At 29.3% G+C, this 16,346-nt stretch carries 13 protein-coding genes; 7 read left to right on the forward strand and 6 right to left on the reverse strand.

The window, feature by feature from the left end:
* Positions 1-42: 42 nt before the first annotated feature.
* Together HGB55_RS07570 and ccsA are read right to left on the reverse strand one after the other, a co-directional pair.
* Positions 43-558 carry a DUF2892 domain-containing protein gene (locus tag HGB55_RS07570; RefSeq protein WP_168816207.1) on the reverse strand — a complete coding sequence of 172 codons (516 nt, stop codon included), beginning with the start codon at positions 556-558 and terminating at the stop codon, positions 43-45.
* A gap of 56 nt (positions 559-614) precedes the next feature.
* Positions 615-3,734 (reverse strand): cytochrome c biogenesis protein, encoded by a 3,120-nt coding sequence (gene ccsA, locus HGB55_RS07575; protein WP_168816215.1) that lies wholly within the window; start codon positions 3,732-3,734, stop codon positions 615-617.
* A gap of 372 nt (positions 3,735-4,106) precedes the next feature.
* Here ccsA and HGB55_RS07580 point away from each other — a divergent pair, with 372 nt between their 5' ends.
* Positions 4,107-5,483, forward strand: coding sequence for a tryptophanase (locus HGB55_RS07580; RefSeq protein WP_168816217.1), 1,377 nt, complete (start codon positions 4,107-4,109; stop codon positions 5,481-5,483).
* Between the two features lie 58 nt (positions 5,484-5,541).
* Positions 5,542-5,988, forward strand: a complete 447-nt coding sequence (locus tag HGB55_RS07585) for an Rrf2 family transcriptional regulator (protein WP_168816219.1) — start codon at positions 5,542-5,544, stop codon at positions 5,986-5,988.
* Positions 5,989-6,002: 14 nt separating this feature from the next.
* On the opposite strand, the gene HGB55_RS07590 is transcribed toward HGB55_RS07585, so the two are convergent.
* Positions 6,003-7,925: a CocE/NonD family hydrolase gene (locus HGB55_RS07590; RefSeq protein WP_168816221.1), complete on the reverse strand. Its 1,923-nt coding sequence runs from the start codon at positions 7,923-7,925 to the stop codon at positions 6,003-6,005.
* A 173-nt stretch (positions 7,926-8,098) separates the two neighbouring features.
* Between HGB55_RS07590 and HGB55_RS07595 the strand changes: the two genes are divergently transcribed.
* Positions 8,099-9,073 carry an FKBP-type peptidyl-prolyl cis-trans isomerase gene (locus HGB55_RS07595; protein WP_168816223.1) on the forward strand — a complete coding sequence of 325 codons (975 nt, stop codon included), beginning with the start codon at positions 8,099-8,101 and terminating at the stop codon, positions 9,071-9,073.
* A 210-nt stretch (positions 9,074-9,283) separates the two neighbouring features.
* Here the strand turns inward: HGB55_RS07595 and HGB55_RS07600 are convergent, their stop codons facing one another.
* The gene (locus HGB55_RS07600; RefSeq protein WP_168816225.1) at positions 9,284-9,670 is read right to left on the reverse strand and encodes a DUF423 domain-containing protein; all 387 of its coding nucleotides are present in this window, start codon (positions 9,668-9,670) and stop codon (positions 9,284-9,286) included.
* A gap of 250 nt (positions 9,671-9,920) precedes the next feature.
* On the opposite strand from HGB55_RS07600, the gene asnB reads away from it, so the two are divergent.
* The 3 genes from asnB to HGB55_RS07615 all read left to right on the forward strand — a co-directional run bounded on the left by asnB (position 9,921) and on the right by HGB55_RS07615 (position 14,649).
* On the forward strand, positions 9,921-11,591 hold the full coding sequence (gene asnB, locus HGB55_RS07605) for an asparagine synthase B (protein WP_168816227.1): 1,671 nt from the start codon (positions 9,921-9,923) through the stop codon (positions 11,589-11,591).
* 200 nt (positions 11,592-11,791) lie between these two features.
* A complete protein-coding gene (gene recQ, locus HGB55_RS07610; RefSeq protein ID WP_168816229.1) occupies positions 11,792-13,906 on the forward strand; it encodes a DNA helicase RecQ in 2,115 nt (704 codons plus the stop codon).
* Between the two features lie 122 nt (positions 13,907-14,028).
* Positions 14,029-14,649: a YqaA family protein gene (locus tag HGB55_RS07615; RefSeq protein WP_168816231.1), complete on the forward strand. Its 621-nt coding sequence runs from the start codon at positions 14,029-14,031 to the stop codon at positions 14,647-14,649.
* Positions 14,650-14,673: 24 nt separating this feature from the next.
* On the opposite strand, the gene HGB55_RS07620 is transcribed toward HGB55_RS07615, so the two are convergent.
* A complete protein-coding gene (locus tag HGB55_RS07620) occupies positions 14,674-15,117 on the reverse strand; it encodes an Lrp/AsnC family transcriptional regulator (RefSeq protein WP_168816233.1) in 444 nt (147 codons plus the stop codon).
* A gap of 119 nt (positions 15,118-15,236) precedes the next feature.
* Here HGB55_RS07620 and HGB55_RS07625 point away from each other — a divergent pair, with 119 nt between their 5' ends.
* The gene (locus HGB55_RS07625) at positions 15,237-15,632 is read left to right on the forward strand and encodes a hypothetical protein (protein WP_168816235.1); all 396 of its coding nucleotides are present in this window, start codon (positions 15,237-15,239) and stop codon (positions 15,630-15,632) included.
* On the opposite strand, the gene HGB55_RS07630 is transcribed toward HGB55_RS07625, so the two are convergent.
* Positions 15,622-16,176: a sigma-70 family RNA polymerase sigma factor gene (locus tag HGB55_RS07630; RefSeq protein WP_168816237.1), complete on the reverse strand. Its 555-nt coding sequence runs from the start codon at positions 16,174-16,176 to the stop codon at positions 15,622-15,624. The two genes, HGB55_RS07625 and HGB55_RS07630, sit on opposite strands and share 11 nt — an antisense overlap.
* Positions 16,177-16,346: the final 170 nt, after the last annotated feature.

Here is a 16,346-nt window from a genome sequence, read left to right on the forward strand (position 1 = left end):
AAAAACGCAACCATTGGTTGCGTTTTTTTTAATATCAAAACTTTATATTTTTTTCATTTGTTGTTTTAACATTTTAATTTGATCTGCTAAAACATTTTGAGTATCTAATTTTTTAGCTTCATTAATTAAAGTTGTAGCTTCACGTTTACGTCTTTTACTCATTGCAATACCAGCTAATTGTAATTTAGCCATCGCGGTATCATGCTTCATGTTTAACCCCAAACTTAAAGCTTTTTTAAAGTATTTTTCAGCTTGATTGATATTGGTTTGTGACACCATAATTCCTTGTAAAAAATTATAGTAACCTTCTTGTTTTTTAACTAAAGCACTACTTGGTTTTTTAATATAAGACAGCCATTTACTTGCACCTGCAAAATTTTGCTTTCTCAATTGAAGAAAGGCTAATAATATAAATTCATTTTTAAAATAAAATAACACAAAAATACCGGCTAATAATACTAATGAAATACCATTCATTATATTTCCGTCAATAAATTGAAATATTGACCAAACTACTATTCCGGCTGCAATTACTAATTTTATATACTTATTAAACATACTATAAAAATTATTTTTAGTTGGTTTGCAAAGTTACATTTTTGCAACGGTTTTACTTATTTTTTATAATGTTTTTTATATTGAAAGTAGGCAACAATTGAAATTACAGATACTATTGCAACAGAGTAATAAACAAAAGTTGGAGTGATAGCTTTATCTCCGCTGGCATAAGAATGCAAGCCTGACAGGTAGAAATTAACTCCAAAGTAAGTCATTAAAATAGAAGCAAAAGCAGCTACTGAAAAAACGTTGAATATAAATTTACTTCTTAATCCCGGTACTAAGCGTAAATGCAGTACAAAGGCATAAACCATTATACTTATTAAAGCCCAAGTTTCTTTTGGGTCCCATCCCCAGTAACGCCCCCAGCTTTCATTTGCCCATTGGCCACCTAAAAAGTTACCAATGGTTAACATTATTAAACCTACGGTTAATGACATTTCATTAATAATGGTCATTTCCTTAATCATTAAACCGATTTTATTCTTATTTTTTTCAGTTGTTAAAATCATTAAGATTAAGGCAATTAAACCTAAAATCATACCCAAAGCAAAAGGTCCGTAACTCGCAACAATTATGGCAACATGAATCATTAACCAGTACGAGTTAAGTACAGGAACTAAATTTGCAATTTCAGGATCCATCCAATTCCAATGTGCAACCATTAAAATAAAAGCTGTTAAAAATGCTGTTGCTGCAATGGTCATAGATGATTTTCTTCCAAAAATAAAGCCGAATAACATGGTAGCCCATCCAACGTAAATCATAGATTCGTAAGCGTTACTCCAAGGTGCATGTCCACTAACAATCCAACGAGCAATTAAACCTCCGGTATGCATTAAAAACAACCCGATTATAATTGCAATACTTGCTTTTATTAAAAAGTTGATGACTTTATTATTATTGAATATTTGGAATATTACAAAAAAGAACATTAACGTACCAATATACATATAGTAGCTAAATAGCTTTTTAAACACATCGTATTTATTGTACGCTATTTCTAAATTTATTTTCTTTTCTGAAGGATAAACAGCACTTCCGTATTTCTTTTGGAAATTTGTAAGTCCGTCTAATATTTGATCAGATTTAGAATAATCATTGGTTGCTTTTGATTCTGATAATGTATGTAAATAAATAGGAAGTATTTGACGAACAAATACGGAATCTTGCCCTTTAAAGTTGGCTGTGTTGAGTCTGTTTTGAGAAACCCAAGTATTGTTAGCATCATTTGGTAAAGGGAATATCCTTAAAATATCACCTGTTATTGCAGAATAGAGTAGGTTTACTCGTCTATCAACATTAATCACATCTTTTTCAAACTTACTTTTTATATTGCTTTTTTGAGCTTTTTGTTGTTCTTCAGCTATTTTATACATTCCTTTTTCATCAAAAAAGTTTGCCAATGTAGCATATTTTTGATCGTGAGGTATATTAATTAAATCTCTTAGTTTTGTGTCTCCTTTTTCTATATAAATTATAGGCATTTGAAACCACATTCTTGGGTTTTGTTGTATTGATAAAAATACTTGAGTTGCATTTAAATCTCTATAAGTATCGTGTTTACTTACTTTTCTTAATAATTCTGATGCGTATGTGTGTACTGGTTTCATTCTACCACCGGCATCTTGTATTACTAATTTGCTGAATTTTTGAGTATGGATTTTATCAATTTTATTAGCTAACAGTAACGAATCTATTTGAGATTCAGATAACTCGTGATTATGTTGTTGGGCAAACGTAAAAGATGAAATTAGTAGCAAAGCAATAGTTGATATAGTTGCTTTTTTCGTTCTAATTTTCTGTAAACTTTTTCTAAGAAAATCAAAACGTGTGTTTTTCATAAATAAAATTAAAATCAGTCCTGCGTATAAAAGAAAATACCCAATATAAGTTATTGTTGAGCCCCAAAAATCGTGATTTACAGAAAGGTGAGTTTCTTCATATTCTGGAGTAATATTGTAACTTGACTGGAAGAATTTATATCCTTTATAATTTAAAATATGATTCATAAAAATTCTAAAATCAAAAGTTTCTTCAGGAGCTATAACAGTTACTTCACTGGCGTAAGACATGGCACTTTCAGAACCCGGATATTTGTCTAATTGAAAATCGTTCAATTTTATGCTGAAAGGAAGTTGTTTTTGCATAGCGCCATAACTCATTCTAAAATTAAGATTACCAACACTAAATTGAGTAGGTTGTTGTATGGCAAATTTTCCGCCACGTAATTTAATATGTTTGGTTTCTCCACCGGTTGTAACATCAAATTCCAATTGAGCCAAAGAGTTTTGATCTTTATTACCTGAAACGGTTTTATAATTTCCTTTAATAGGATTTTTAGGAATCACAAATTGTAAACCTGCAATTGAATGTACTGCTAATAATGAAAAATCTTGAATAGAATCTTTTACAATGGTACCTTGAAAATTATCGGCCATTCTAAAAAATGAACCATCGGTTACAGATTTAATTTTTAAATTACCATCAACAGTTTTAAAATCTATTGTATTTTGTGTAGGTGCGTCAAAACCTACCAAAACGCCATGTACAATTTCTGAAGCTCCTTTTTTAATATAATGGTTGTGTCTACCACCGGCACCGGATTCGACAAAAAGTAAATACTCATCTCCATTTTCATTTTCTTCAAAAACATCGGTAGCGTTTGGAATGTAATCAGTTAGTTTTATAGAAACTTCCTGACCTTTAAAATCGGTATTATATTTGTAATTATTGTTGCCAATTGCAGAAAGCAATATACTATGATGCACAGGTGTTTTTTGTTCATTGCCATCATTAATAACAGTACTTATGTAATTTTTTTCAGTTAAAAAAGTGTTGCTTACAGCACCTTCTTTAATAGGCATAATACCTTCAAAACTTATATATCGGGTAATACCTGCGCCAACTAAAATTAAAAAAAAGGCCAAGTGAAAAGCCAGAACTACTAATTTTTCTTTTCGGTATAATTTGTATTTAAATATATTTCCAAAAAAGTTTATGGCAAATAGAATCATAATTCCCTCAAACCACCAAGCATTGTATACTAAAGCTTTTGCAGTTTCAGTTCCATAATCATTTTCAATAAATGTTGCAACTCCCATTGATATAGCAAAAACTAGAAACAAAACAGCCATTAAACGGGTTGAATATATTGCGGAAAGAAGTTTGTTCATTATATAGATTTTATTATTAAAATAAATGTTTTGCAAAAGTAATGATAATTGTCATATTACTGTTTTATTATCAAATTTTTAAGACAAATTTATATGTACCAATGCAATAGCAAAGATAATTGTAACTTTTGTTACTTTTAATGACTATTGTCATTAAAAAAAAAGCTTTAAAATACCGAAAATTTTAGTTATTGATTTTAAAATTCAATAAATTTGTAATTACATGAAAAAGTTGAGTTTTTATAAAAAATACTTCAATCACTATTTAAACATAAAGCGCCCGGAATGCTTTAGTATATAATTACTTTTTGTCTTTTCAACAAAAATTAATTTCTTTTTACATACAATTCTTCAAACTAAATAATATCTATTATGGAATTACCATATGCAGAACCCTATAAAATAAAAATGGTTGAGCAAATTAAACGCTCAACAAAAGAACAACGTTTAAAATGGATTAAACAAGCGCATTACAATTTATTTAATTTATCATCTGATAAAGTTTTTATTGATTTGCTTACCGATTCGGGTACAGGAGCAATGAGCGATAAACAATGGGCAGAAATGATGGTTGGAGATGAGAGTTATGCCGGTTCACTTTCATTCAAAAAACTTAAAAAAACTGTAAAAAAAATTACCGGATTTAAGTATTTTTTGCCAACACATCAAGGTAGAGCGGCCGAAAATGTATTGTTTTCAGCTTTAGTTAAACAAGGGAATATTATACCGGGAAATTCACATTTTGATACCACAAAAGGACATATTGAGTTCAGAAAAGCTACAGCTGTAGATTGTACTATTGATGAGGCTTTTGATACTTCTATAATTCATCCTTTTAAGGGAAATGTAGATTTGAATAAATTAGAAAAAGTTTTTAAAAAATATCCTAAAGAGAAAATTCCTTTTGTAATTGTAACAATTACGTGTAACAGTGCCGGTGGACAACCGGTTTCTATTCAAAATATAAAAGAAGTGTCTAAATTATGTAAGGAATATGAAATTCTTTTATACTTTGATGCAGCTCGTTTTGCAGAAAACGCATATTTTATTAAAAAACGTGAACTTGGTTACCAAGACAAAACCATTAAAGAAATTGCTAAAGAATTCTTTTCTTATGGTGATGGAATGACTATGAGCGCTAAAAAAGACGGACTGGTAAATATGGGAGGTTTTATTGCTCTTAATAGTAAAGAAGTGTTCAAACAAGCAACGGTTTTTAATATTATGTTTGAAGGATTTATTACTTATGGAGGAATGAATGGACGTGATATGGGTGCTTTGGCAGTTGGTTTAAACGAGTCTACAGAGTTTAATTATTTAGAAAGCAGGGTAGAGCAAGTTGCTTATTTAGGAAATAAATTGGTTGAATTTGGAGTGCCGGTACAACAACCATTTGGTGGCCATGCTATTTTTTTAGATGCAAATAAATTTGTGCCCACAATTCCAAGAGAAGAATACAGAGCCCAGGCTTTAGCAATAGAACTTTATATTGTTGGCGGAATTAGAAGTGTTGAAATTGGAACAGTTTTAGCAGATAGAGACCCTGTTACTAGAGAAAACAGGTATCCTGAGTTAGAATTAGTTAGGTTGGCTATACCAAGAAGAACGTATACAAATAACCATATGGATTACATTGCGGCAACATTAAAAAATATTTATGATACAAGGAAAGATGCTAAATCCGGATATGTTATTGTAGAAGAAGCTCCAATAATGAGGCATTTTACGGCTAAATATAAAAAGATATAATACTCTTTAATCTTTTTTTGTTAATTTTACAACAAAAGAAAATAAAAAAAGATAAATTATGTTATCACGTGCTAGTAAATATGCCATATTATCAACACTGTATTTAGCGGAACATTCAAGTAAAGATAAAAAAATAAGTGTAAAGCAAATATCAAAAAGTATAGATGTGCCAAGTCCATTTTTGGCAAAATTATTTCAACAATTAGTTCGTGGAAAAATAATTTCTTCAACTAAAGGTCCAAACGGAGGTTTTTATCTGACAAAAAAGAATAGTAATAGAAACGTTTGCGATATTATTGAAAATATTGATGGTTTAAATAAATTAAACGAGTGTTTTTTAGGTTTAGATGCTTGTGATTCTGAAAACCCATGTCCTGTACACTTTATTGTAGAGCCTTTTAAAAAAAATATAATGGCTAAATTCAGAGATAAAACCATTATGGAATTTGCTGAAGAAATTAAAGCAAAAGGTAGAGTTTTAACACTTAAAAACATTGATAATTAATAGCTTTTACTGTTCTATTTCAAAATAGTAAACTCAATATTTGAAGATGTAAATACTGTATGAGTTTGCGTTTTAAAATCTTCAGGCTTTGCTTTAAAAATATTGTCTACATACGTTTGCGGATTTAAATCTATTAAAGGAAACCAAGTGCTTTGCACTTGTATTTGTAATTTATGTCCTTTTTTTATGGTATGATACACATCTTGTAACTTGATATTTACAGTTGTTTTTTTATTAGGAACAAATGGCTCCGGATGCGTAAAGCTATTTCTAAACTTACCTCTCATTACTTCACTTCTTACCATTAAATGATAATTACTTAGTTTTAAATGATTTTGAATATTTTCATTTGTTTCTTCAACATCAGAAGGATGAATATCAATAATTTTCACAATCCAGTCAGCATCAGTACCTGTAGTGGCTACTTGTAAGTTGGCTAAAATATCTCCGGCTAAAGTTAGATTTTCAGTTAAAACATCAGTTTCAAAAATTAAAACATCACTTCTTCTGGCTGCAAAACGTTGGTCGTCAGTCATGTATTTTTTTGGTGTAAAAACTGTTTTAATATCTTCTGAATAGGGAACAGGTTTTTTAATATCGCTAACAAAAGTAATACCAGTTTCTTTTTCTTTAGTTAAAGTTAGTTTTTGATTTCCAGATAAATAAAGCGTTTGTTTTTGTGTATTTTCAGGTGGCCAAGAATTGTACGAATTCCATTCTTTTTTACCTGAATCAAACACATAAGCTTCAGGCAGCCCTGAGTCTTTATTTCCATTTCCTTTTAAGAAATGATTAAAGAATTTTGTTTCAATTTGTGCTTGAAATTTTAATGAAATTGAATCGCCAAAATAATAATTTCCAACACTATTTTCCGGATTAGTTCTTGCCCATTGTCCGTGGCTCCAAGGTCCAAAAACTAAGGTGTTGTAATTGTCAGGATTGTATTTTTCAATGGTTTTATAGGTTTCTAATGGGCCATATAAATCTTCAGCATCAAACTCTCCGCCAACAATCATAGTTGCGACTGAAGATTTAATATTTTTTAAATGCTGAATAATTCCTTTGCTTTGCCAAATAGTGTCATAATTTGGATGCTCTTTAAGTTCTTCCCAAAAAAAATCGTCTACTTTATCATTATTTTGAAGCGTAGGATCATCTAACTTTTCATATTGAAAATACTTGTTAAGGTTGCTTAACGGTCCGGCATCTAAAAAGAATTGATATTGATCTTGGGTTTTTAAATCGGGAATTTTATACCAAGCAGTATCGGTTGGTTTGTTTTTAGGTGTTCCAAAAAGAGCTGTAGCTCTAAAATAACTTAACAAATACGCACCGTTATGGTGAAAATCATCAAAAAAGAAATCGCCAATACAAGCTTGTGGTGAAGCAGCTTTTAATGCAGGATGTGCATCAATTGTTGAATAAGTACTGTAAAAACCAGGATATGAAATTCCCCAAGTGCCCACTTTTCCATTATTATTTTCAACGTTTTTTACTAACCAATCAATAGTATCATACGTATCGGAACTTTCATCAATATCATTTTTTGATTTCTTATTTGGTATATAAGCACGCATATTGTCATAAGTACCTTCGCTCATCCAACGTCCGCGTACATCTTGATAAACAATAATATTTCCTTCTTTCATTAAGTGTTGGTTTGGGCCTATGTTTTTTCTGTATTTATCCTGTCCATAGGGACTACAACTATATGGAGTTCGCATAAGTAAAATAGGGTAAGACACACTTTTATCTTTTGGTGAATAAATGGTAGTAAACAGTTTTACACCATCACGCATAGTAATAGTGGTTTCTATTTTATCATAATTTTGCTGAACGTAATTTATTTCTTTTTCTTCTGAATTTGATTTTTTGCAATTTATTACTAAAAAACTTATAAAAAATATAAATAATAGTCTAGAAAAGAAATGTTTCATTTAAAATATGATTGATTAAGATGTCAAATCTACAAAAAAACATCATATTAAGGTTTTTCTTATTATAAATATAAACAACAAAATAAATCAGTAAACTGTTATTTAGTTTTGTAGCGTTTAGCCATCAATTTTCGTAATGTTTATATAAATCAATTTTAAATAAACACATACTTATGGAAAAAAATAAATTAAAATTTAGCAAATTACTATTGATGGTTTTGCTATTGTCGGTTTCGTTAGTTGTTTTACAAAGTTGTTTAGATGATGACAACGACTATAAAGATCAAAGAAAAATTGATGATAAATTAATTTTAGAGTATTTAAATAGTAATAACATTAATGCTGAAAAAGCGGAAGAAGGTTATTATTATACAATAATTAATTCTAATACTTCAGGTGAAAAAGTTGAAGAAGATGATATAGTATCAGTTTACTATAAAATGAGTCTTCTAAATGGTAAAAAAATTGATAGCATTACTGAAGATACGGGTTCAGGAAAACCTGCAAAATATAAAATAACAGGAGGTTCACTTATACCTGTTGGCTTAAGATTTGGATCAACTAAAATGAAGGAAGGTGAAAAATTTAAATTTTACATTCCATCACAATTAGCTTATGCCGATTATTATTATGAAGATATTATACCATCCAATGCAATATTTATTATTGAAAATGAAATTGTCAAAATTGAGACTGAAGAAGAACAGATAGAAATAGAAAAAGATTCCATTGATAATTATATAGCAGATAATAGTATCGAAAATATGGATAGAACTTCATCAGGACTTTATTATAAAAAGGTAAGTGATGGTGATGGTGAAAAACCTGTAGATCTAAAAACTGTAAAAATTCAATTTGTAGTAGAATATTTAAATGGAGATGTTATTGATAGTACAGAAGATGGTACACAGTTTAGTTTTAAAATAGGAAGTAATTCTGTTATTAAAGGTTTGGAAGAAGGAGTTAAATTAATGGAAAAAGGAGAAAAAGCAATTTTAATTATTCCATCTCATTTAGCTTATGATGAAAGCTTGCAGATATTTCCAGAGATGGTTAGGGAAGATCTTTTAGAAAATAAATTGATATCTGAAAAAATTCTACCTTTTTCAATCTTGAAATTTGAAGTTGAATTGATTGATATTATTTAACACAAAACACTATTGTAGCGTTTTAACAATTAGCAGAAAAAAAATGAATTTTTAAACAAATAGAGTGAATGGTGTAATGACAACAATGAAAAACAAATATAAAAAGATGTTAATTTGGGTGTTTATTATTGTTGTCTCTATTTTATTTTTTGCAATAAACACAGGTTTGTTTTTATTGTTTAGGTATATAATAATAAATGAAGGGTGATATTAATAATTTATAGTTAAAATTGAATTAAACAATAGGCACCAACCAATAATCAATAATAAACCTCCAATAGGTGTAATCGGACCTAAAAAACGCAATTTTTTATTTTTTGCAGAAGAAATTACAAGGCCATAAATACTAAAAGAAAATAAAATTATGCCTGCAACAAAACTATAGATCATATATTTTTCTACAGTAGTTTCTAGATTAAAATTAAAGCCGATAATTAATAATACTATTGAATGGTACATTTGGTATTTTACACCAGTTTCAAAACTCTTTAACTGCTCTTCAGTTAGTATTTTTTTTAATGCATGTGCTCCAAATGCACCTAAAATAACAGCTAAGCCTCCTAAAATACTTGCAAAAAGTAATGTGAATAAAGTCATTAATTAATGATTTATAATTAATTTCAAAAATAAGAATAAATTGATAGCATATAATTTTATTTTCGATAATACATTTTACCATATTTCAAATATTAATTAATAGGAATAAATAAAGATGTAATTACTTATAAATGATTACTAAAATTAACTTTATTATTTATAAATGTAATTAAAACAGCATATAGTGTTTTTAGATATAAACTAAAAATGCACTTTTGCCTTATTAAAATAATAAAATAAAAATAAAATTATGTGCGGAATAGTTTGTGCGTTCGATTTAAAAGAGAAAGCTGATGTGTTAAGACCACAGTTATTGGAAATGTCTAAAAAAGTACGTCATCGTGGACCGGATTGGAGTGGAATTTATGCCGATGAAAAAGCCATATTGGCTCATGAAAGACTTTCAATTGTTGATCCGGTTTCGGGTAAACAACCATTGTATAGCGAAGATGGTAAATTGGTGTTGGCTGCAAACGGTGAAATTTATAATCACAGAGAATTACGTAAACAATTTGTAGGAAAATATAATTTTCAAACTGAATCTGATTGTGAAGTGATTTTAGCGTTGTACAAAGAAAAAGGTACTGATTTTATTGATGAAATGAATGGGATTTTTGGTTTTGCAATTTATGATGTCGAAAAAGATGAATATTTTGTAGCTCGTGACCATATGGGAATTATTCCTTTATATATGGGATGGGATGCTAACGGAACATTTTATGTTGCTTCCGAATTAAAAGCTTTAGAAGGTGTTTGTACTAAAATTGAGTTATTTCCTCCGGGACATTATTTATCAAGTAAAGATGGTGAATTGAAAAGATGGTACAGTAGAGATTGGATGGAGTACGATGCAGTAAAAGAAAATCAAACCAGTATTGATGAAATTCACGATGCATTAGAGGCAGCAGTCCATCGTCAACTAATGTCTGATGTGCCTTATGGTGTGTTACTTTCAGGAGGTTTAGATTCTTCGGTTACTTCAGCAATTGCAAAAAAATATGCCGGTAAAAGAGTAGAGTCTGATGACACACAAGCGGCGTGGTGGCCACAATTACACTCATTTTCAGTAGGTTTAGAAGGTTCTCCTGATTTGGCTGCTGCACAAAAAGTTGCAGATCATATTGGAACTGTACATCACGAAATTAAATTTACAATTCAAGAAGGTTTAGATGCTATAAAAGATGTAATTTACAACCTTGAAACATACGATATAACTACAATTAGAGCTTCAACTCCAATGTATTTAATGGCTAGAGTTATTAAATCTATGGGAATAAAAATGGTATTATCAGGTGAAGGTGCCGATGAGCTATTTGGAGGTTATCTATATTTTCATAAAGCGCCAAACTCAAAAGAATTTCATGAAGAAACTGTTCGTAAATTGAGTAAATTACATATGTACGATTGTTTGAGAGCAAATAAAAGTCTTGCAGCTTGGGGAATTGAAGGTCGTGTTCCGTTTTTAGACAAAGAGTTTATGGATGTTGCCATGCGAATTAACCCGCAAGATAAAATGATTAACGGTGAACGTATGGAAAAATGGGTAGTGCGTAAAGCTTTTGAAAGTTATTTACCTGAAAGCGTAGCTTGGAGACAAAAAGAACAATTTTCTGATGGTGTTGGTTACAGTTGGATTGACACTTTGAAAGAAATTGTTAATGAAAAAGTTACTGACGATCAGTTGGCAAATGCTAAATATAAGTTTCCAATTCAAACACCAACCAATAAAGAAGAATTTTATTACCGTTCAATTTTTGCAGAGCATTTTCCTTCAGATGCAGCCGCTTTAAGTGTTCCTCAAGAAGCGTCGGTAGCTTGTAGTACTAAAATTGCTTTGGAATGGGATGCAAGTTTTAAAAATATGAATGATCCATCAGGAAGAGCTGTAGCAAAAGTACACTCTGATGCATATGTTAAATAAAGGTTTTTTAATTTAAATTTGAAGAAAATCCGGTTTTAAACCGGATTTTTTTATGTCCTTTTATTAGATAGATGGTTACTGAGCATAGTAGAAGTATAATCAGAATTCCTTTTGCCATTTCTTAGTATGCAGTAATCTCAATTATCCTGTTAAAATAAAAACATACATTTGCTGTGAAGTTTTAAATATTGAAAAATAACATGCTATTAAAGGAAACTCAAGAAAAACTACTTCCTGTTTTAAAAAAATACTTTGGATATGATAGTTTTAGAGATCAACAACAAAAGATAGTTGAATCTGTTCTTTCCAAAAACGATAATTTGGTTATTATGCCAACAGGAGGAGGAAAATCAATTTGTTTTCAGTTACCTGCATTATTATTTGAAGGATTAACTTTGGTGATTTCTCCGTTAATTGCTTTAATGAAAGATCAAGTTGATGGCTTAAATGCAAATGGAATTTCAGCAGATTTTTTTAATAGTAGTCAGGAAAGTCATGAGCAAAATGCTATTTTTGATAAAGTAATTAACAAAGAAATAAAACTATTATATGTTGCTCCTGAGAGTTTAAGCTTGTTGGGAAATATTTTAACAGAACAATATATAAGTTGTATTGCTATTGATGAAGCACATTGTATTTCTTCTTGGGGACACGACTTTCGTCCATCTTATCAGCAACTGGGATTTTTAAAACAATCATTACCCAATACACCAATTATTGCCTTAACAGCAACAGCTGATAAAGCTACAAGGCAAGATATTATTCAGCAATTAAATATTGTAAATGCAACACAATTTTTATCTTCATTTGATCGAAAAAATATTGAATTAGAAGTTCGTCCTGCAAATGATAGAGTTTCACAAATCATAAAATTTATCAATAAAAAACCTGATGAAGCTGGTATTATTTATTGTTTAAGCCGAAAATCTACCGAGCAATTGGCTTTAAAATTAAAGCAAAATGGGATTTCGGCTGCTGCATATCATGCCGGATTAAATTTTGTGGAGAGAACAAAAACTCAAGAAGATTTTATTTATGATAAAACACAAGTAGTTTGTGCTACTATTGCTTTTGGAATGGGAATAGATAAATCGAATGTACGTTGGGTAATACATTACAATATGCCAAAAAATATTGAAGGTTATTATCAGGAAATTGGGCGATGCGGAAGAGATGGTTTAAAAGCAAATGCTTTATTGTTTCATAGTTATTCAGATGTTATTCAACTTCGGAAATTTATAAGTGGAGTTAGTAATGAAGATGTTCAAGTTGCTAAGTTGGAACGGATGAAACAATTTTCTGAAGCAACTACGTGTCGAAGAAAAATTTTGTTAAGCTATTTTGGAGAATTGTTATATGAAAACTGTGGAAATTGTGATGTATGTATAAATCCACCTCAATTTTTTAACGGTACAATTATTGCACAAAAAGCACTTTCAGTAATTACCCGATTAAAAGAAAATGAAGCAACAGGAATTGTGATTGATGTTTTGAGAGGTGCTCACAATGCTACTGTTTTAGATAAAAAATACGATAAATTAAAATCGCATGGTATAGGTAAGGATATTTCCTGGAGAGATTGGCAGCAATATATTATTCAATTAATAAATCAAGGCTATTGCGAAGTGGCTTTTCATAAAAATAATGCGCTACAGTTAACCGGTTTTTCAAAAAAAGTTTTGTTCGAAAATGAAGTTGTGAATTTAACTCGTCCGGTAGAAATACAAGAGCAAATCATAAATAAAAAAGAACCAAAAACAACCAAAGCAAAAAAGGATACATTATTTGAACGTTTACGTAAATTACGTCAAAAAATTGCTTTGGATGAAAATATTCCGGCATATTTGGTTTTTAGTGATGCCACTTTAAAAGAAATGGAAAGAGCCAGACCAATGAGTGAAGCGGATTTGTTGGAAATTAACGGCGTAGGACAGCGAAAGTTAGAAGTTTATGGGGATGAGTTTATTGCTGAAATCACTTCATTTATGAATGAAAAAGTAGAAAAACGTAAAAAGAACGATACACACAAAGTAACTTACGAGTTGTATAAAGAAGGTTTATCTATAGATGAAATTGCCGAAAAGCGTAATTTAAAAACTACCACTATTTTTTCTCATTTAGCTAAACTATATACTGATGGAAAAGATATTGATATTTATAATTTTGTAACTAAAGATGAGGTAGAGCAAGTGAGTAAAGCGAAAGATGAATTAGAAAGTCCACAAGCTTTAAAACCATATTTTGAGTATTTTAATGCAGAAATAGAGTATTTTAAAATTCGTTTGGCTTTAACAATTATTGATAAAGAAGGGTAATTTTTCTTTATGTAGATTTTTATGTTAAATTTTCTTTAAATAAATAAATTGCTTTAAAAATAGTTTCCTATTTAAAATCATTCTACATACTTTTGCGATTAATGCAGATTGAAGAAATATAAATGAAGGAAACTACTAAAACACAAAAAAAATCAAGAATTAAATTGTTACACCAGTATTATTCTTATACTGGATTTTACGCTTTTGTTGGTAAAAGTTTAAAAAAAGCTATTTGGCCAATAATTGCAATAATTGCTATTTTATTTCTGTTTAATAATTATATTTATAATGTTAATGAAGGTTTAAAACATTTTACCGATACATTTAGCAATGTTCAAGTATTTGTAGTGTTTTTTCTTTCTGAAATTTTTTTAGGATTGCTTCCGCCAGAAATATTTATTGCTTGGACCAAGAAAACTTCTGAACCAATTTTTAACTTAACATTGCTGGCATTATTTTCATATACCGGAGGTATAATTTCTTATTTTTTAGGAAAAGCAATTTTAAAAATTGAAAGAGTTAAAAATTACCTTGAAACAAAGATGACTAAACATTTGAAAAACACTAAAAAATGGGGCGGATTTTTAATTGTTGTAGGTGCTTTGTTACCAATTCCTTTTTCAATTACTTGCTTAGCTGCAGGAATGATTAAGTATCCGTTAAAAGGAGTAGTTCTTTTTGGCTTATTGCGTTTTGTTAGATTTGCAATTTACGCAGTTGCTATATTTCAGGTTGTGAGTTAATTTTTAAAACTTTTAATTTAAGAACTAAGTTCTTTTAATTATTGGATTGTTTTCTACAACATTAGATAGCACTATATGTGTACTTGTTTCACCATAAGTAATTAATTGATCTATAAATTTTTCTAGATGCTTTTGGTTTTTTAAAACAACTTCCATCACAATATTTTCATCCCCTGTAATTCGATAACAATTTACTATTTCATCAAAATTTGAAACAGTTTGTAAAAATGGCTTTAGTCTTCCCATAAAGGCTTTTAATGTAATAATTGCTTTAAGCTGGTGGTCAGTTTCAAAGTGGGAGACTTTAGCAAAATAACCTTCAATAACTCCCATGTCTTCCATTTTTTTTATTCGTTCGGATACAGCAGGAGAACTTATACCAACTTGTTTTGCAATTTGAGTGTTTGTTTGTCTCGCATTTTGTTGTAAACATTCAAGAATTTTCCAGTTTAAAGAGTCTAATTTCATTTTTAATGAATTTAAGTATAAAAATATTAAAATTTAAAGAAAATACACCTTGTGCTTTAATATTTAAATGTATTCTAAATGTTTACTATGTAAATTTGAGTACTATTAGTTACTAAAAAATGAAAGCAGTTAATATAGATTTAAATTTATCGCCTATTTATCAGAAATCTTTAGATATTTTTCAATTATCTAGAAGAGTTGCAGCGTATATAACTGATGATAAAAGTGTGATCTCGATGTATAAATCTGGAGAAAAAACTGATAATTATGCTGATAACTTGATTATGAATTCATTTCAATTAGTTCCAAAAGTTGTAGAGGTTGAAACTGAAGTTTCTACAGATAAAAAGTTGAAATACGCCAAACGTCTTCGTTATTTTATTGATAAAATTTACCAAGATTGTTTAAACTTGGAACGTACAAGAATTCACGGAAAAGATTTTGTTAGAATGTTACGCAAAGAGTTAATATCATTACGTAAAATTCATAAAAATTATGTGAATTCTATACTGTAATTTTACTTACAAACACTACACAGTCTTTTTTATCTTTTATCTCACCTTGTAGAACTCCTTTGTCATTAATAACAAAGCCACAACAATCTATAAACCCTTGTGCAATTAGTTTTCTTGCCCGTTGAATTTGAGATTTAATAGTTGGTAAAGGAAGGTTTAAAGTTTTAGAAATTTCTTTCTGTTTGAGACCTTTAATGTCAGATAAAAATAAAGGATCTCTATATTTTTTTGGAAGGTTTTTTAAAATGCCACTTAAACAATCTTTTTCAGTATGATTTTTATCTTCAGGTTCTATTTCCGTTGCTAAATAAGGTAAATCAAAAGTTTGTTTTCGAGTTTTAAAATAATCTAAAATTGAATTTCTGGCAATAGAAAATATCCAAGGTTTTAATTTGTTTAAATCCTTTAGTGTATGAAGTTTTGTATGGATTTTAATAAAAGTATCCTGCAAAATATCATCAGCAATAGATGAGTCTTTTACTTTGCTGATGATAAATTGTTTTAAGTCTGCCGAATAATTATTCCAAACTTGATTTGTAGTCATATTTTAGCAGTTACAGTTTGTACATGTACAATTTTTGCAAGAACAGCTTTTACAATTTCCTTCATTACAAGAGTCACAAGTACATTCGCATTGTTTTTTCATTTTTATAAATTTTAAATTCACCTAATAGACTTGAAATAGACGAAAAAGATGCATTTAAATTAAAAAAA

This window comes from Lutibacter sp. B1 (genome assembly GCF_012524075.1).
Classification (GTDB): domain Bacteria; phylum Bacteroidota; class Bacteroidia; order Flavobacteriales; family Flavobacteriaceae; genus Lutibacter.

Excerpts from the sequence above, each read along its gene's own strand:
- recQ (WP_168816229.1), top strand. The coding sequence starts at position 11,792 with ATGCTATTAAAGGAAACTCAAGAAAAACTACTTCCTGTTTTAAAAAAA.
- HGB55_RS07615 (WP_168816231.1), top strand. The coding sequence starts at position 14,029 with ATGAAGGAAACTACTAAAACACAAAAAAAATCAAGAATTAAATTGTTA.
- HGB55_RS07590 (WP_168816221.1), bottom strand. The coding sequence starts at position 7,925 with ATGAAACATTTCTTTTCTAGACTATTATTTATATTTTTTATAAGTTTT.
- HGB55_RS07620 (WP_168816233.1), bottom strand. The coding sequence starts at position 15,117 with ATGAAATTAGACTCTTTAAACTGGAAAATTCTTGAATGTTTACAACAA.
- HGB55_RS07630 (WP_168816237.1), bottom strand. The coding sequence starts at position 16,176 with ATGACTACAAATCAAGTTTGGAATAATTATTCGGCAGACTTAAAACAA.
- asnB (WP_168816227.1), top strand. The coding sequence starts at position 9,921 with ATGTGCGGAATAGTTTGTGCGTTCGATTTAAAAGAGAAAGCTGATGTG.
- HGB55_RS07570 (WP_168816207.1), bottom strand. The coding sequence starts at position 558 with ATGTTTAATAAGTATATAAAATTAGTAATTGCAGCCGGAATAGTAGTT.
- HGB55_RS07580 (WP_168816217.1), top strand. The coding sequence starts at position 4,107 with ATGGAATTACCATATGCAGAACCCTATAAAATAAAAATGGTTGAGCAA.
- HGB55_RS07595 (WP_168816223.1), top strand. The coding sequence starts at position 8,099 with ATGGAAAAAAATAAATTAAAATTTAGCAAATTACTATTGATGGTTTTG.
- ccsA (WP_168816215.1), bottom strand. The coding sequence starts at position 3,734 with ATGAACAAACTTCTTTCCGCAATATATTCAACCCGTTTAATGGCTGTT.
- HGB55_RS07600 (WP_168816225.1), bottom strand. The coding sequence starts at position 9,670 with ATGACTTTATTCACATTACTTTTTGCAAGTATTTTAGGAGGCTTAGCT.
- HGB55_RS07585 (WP_168816219.1), top strand. The coding sequence starts at position 5,542 with ATGTTATCACGTGCTAGTAAATATGCCATATTATCAACACTGTATTTA.
- HGB55_RS07625 (WP_168816235.1), top strand. The coding sequence starts at position 15,237 with ATGAAAGCAGTTAATATAGATTTAAATTTATCGCCTATTTATCAGAAA.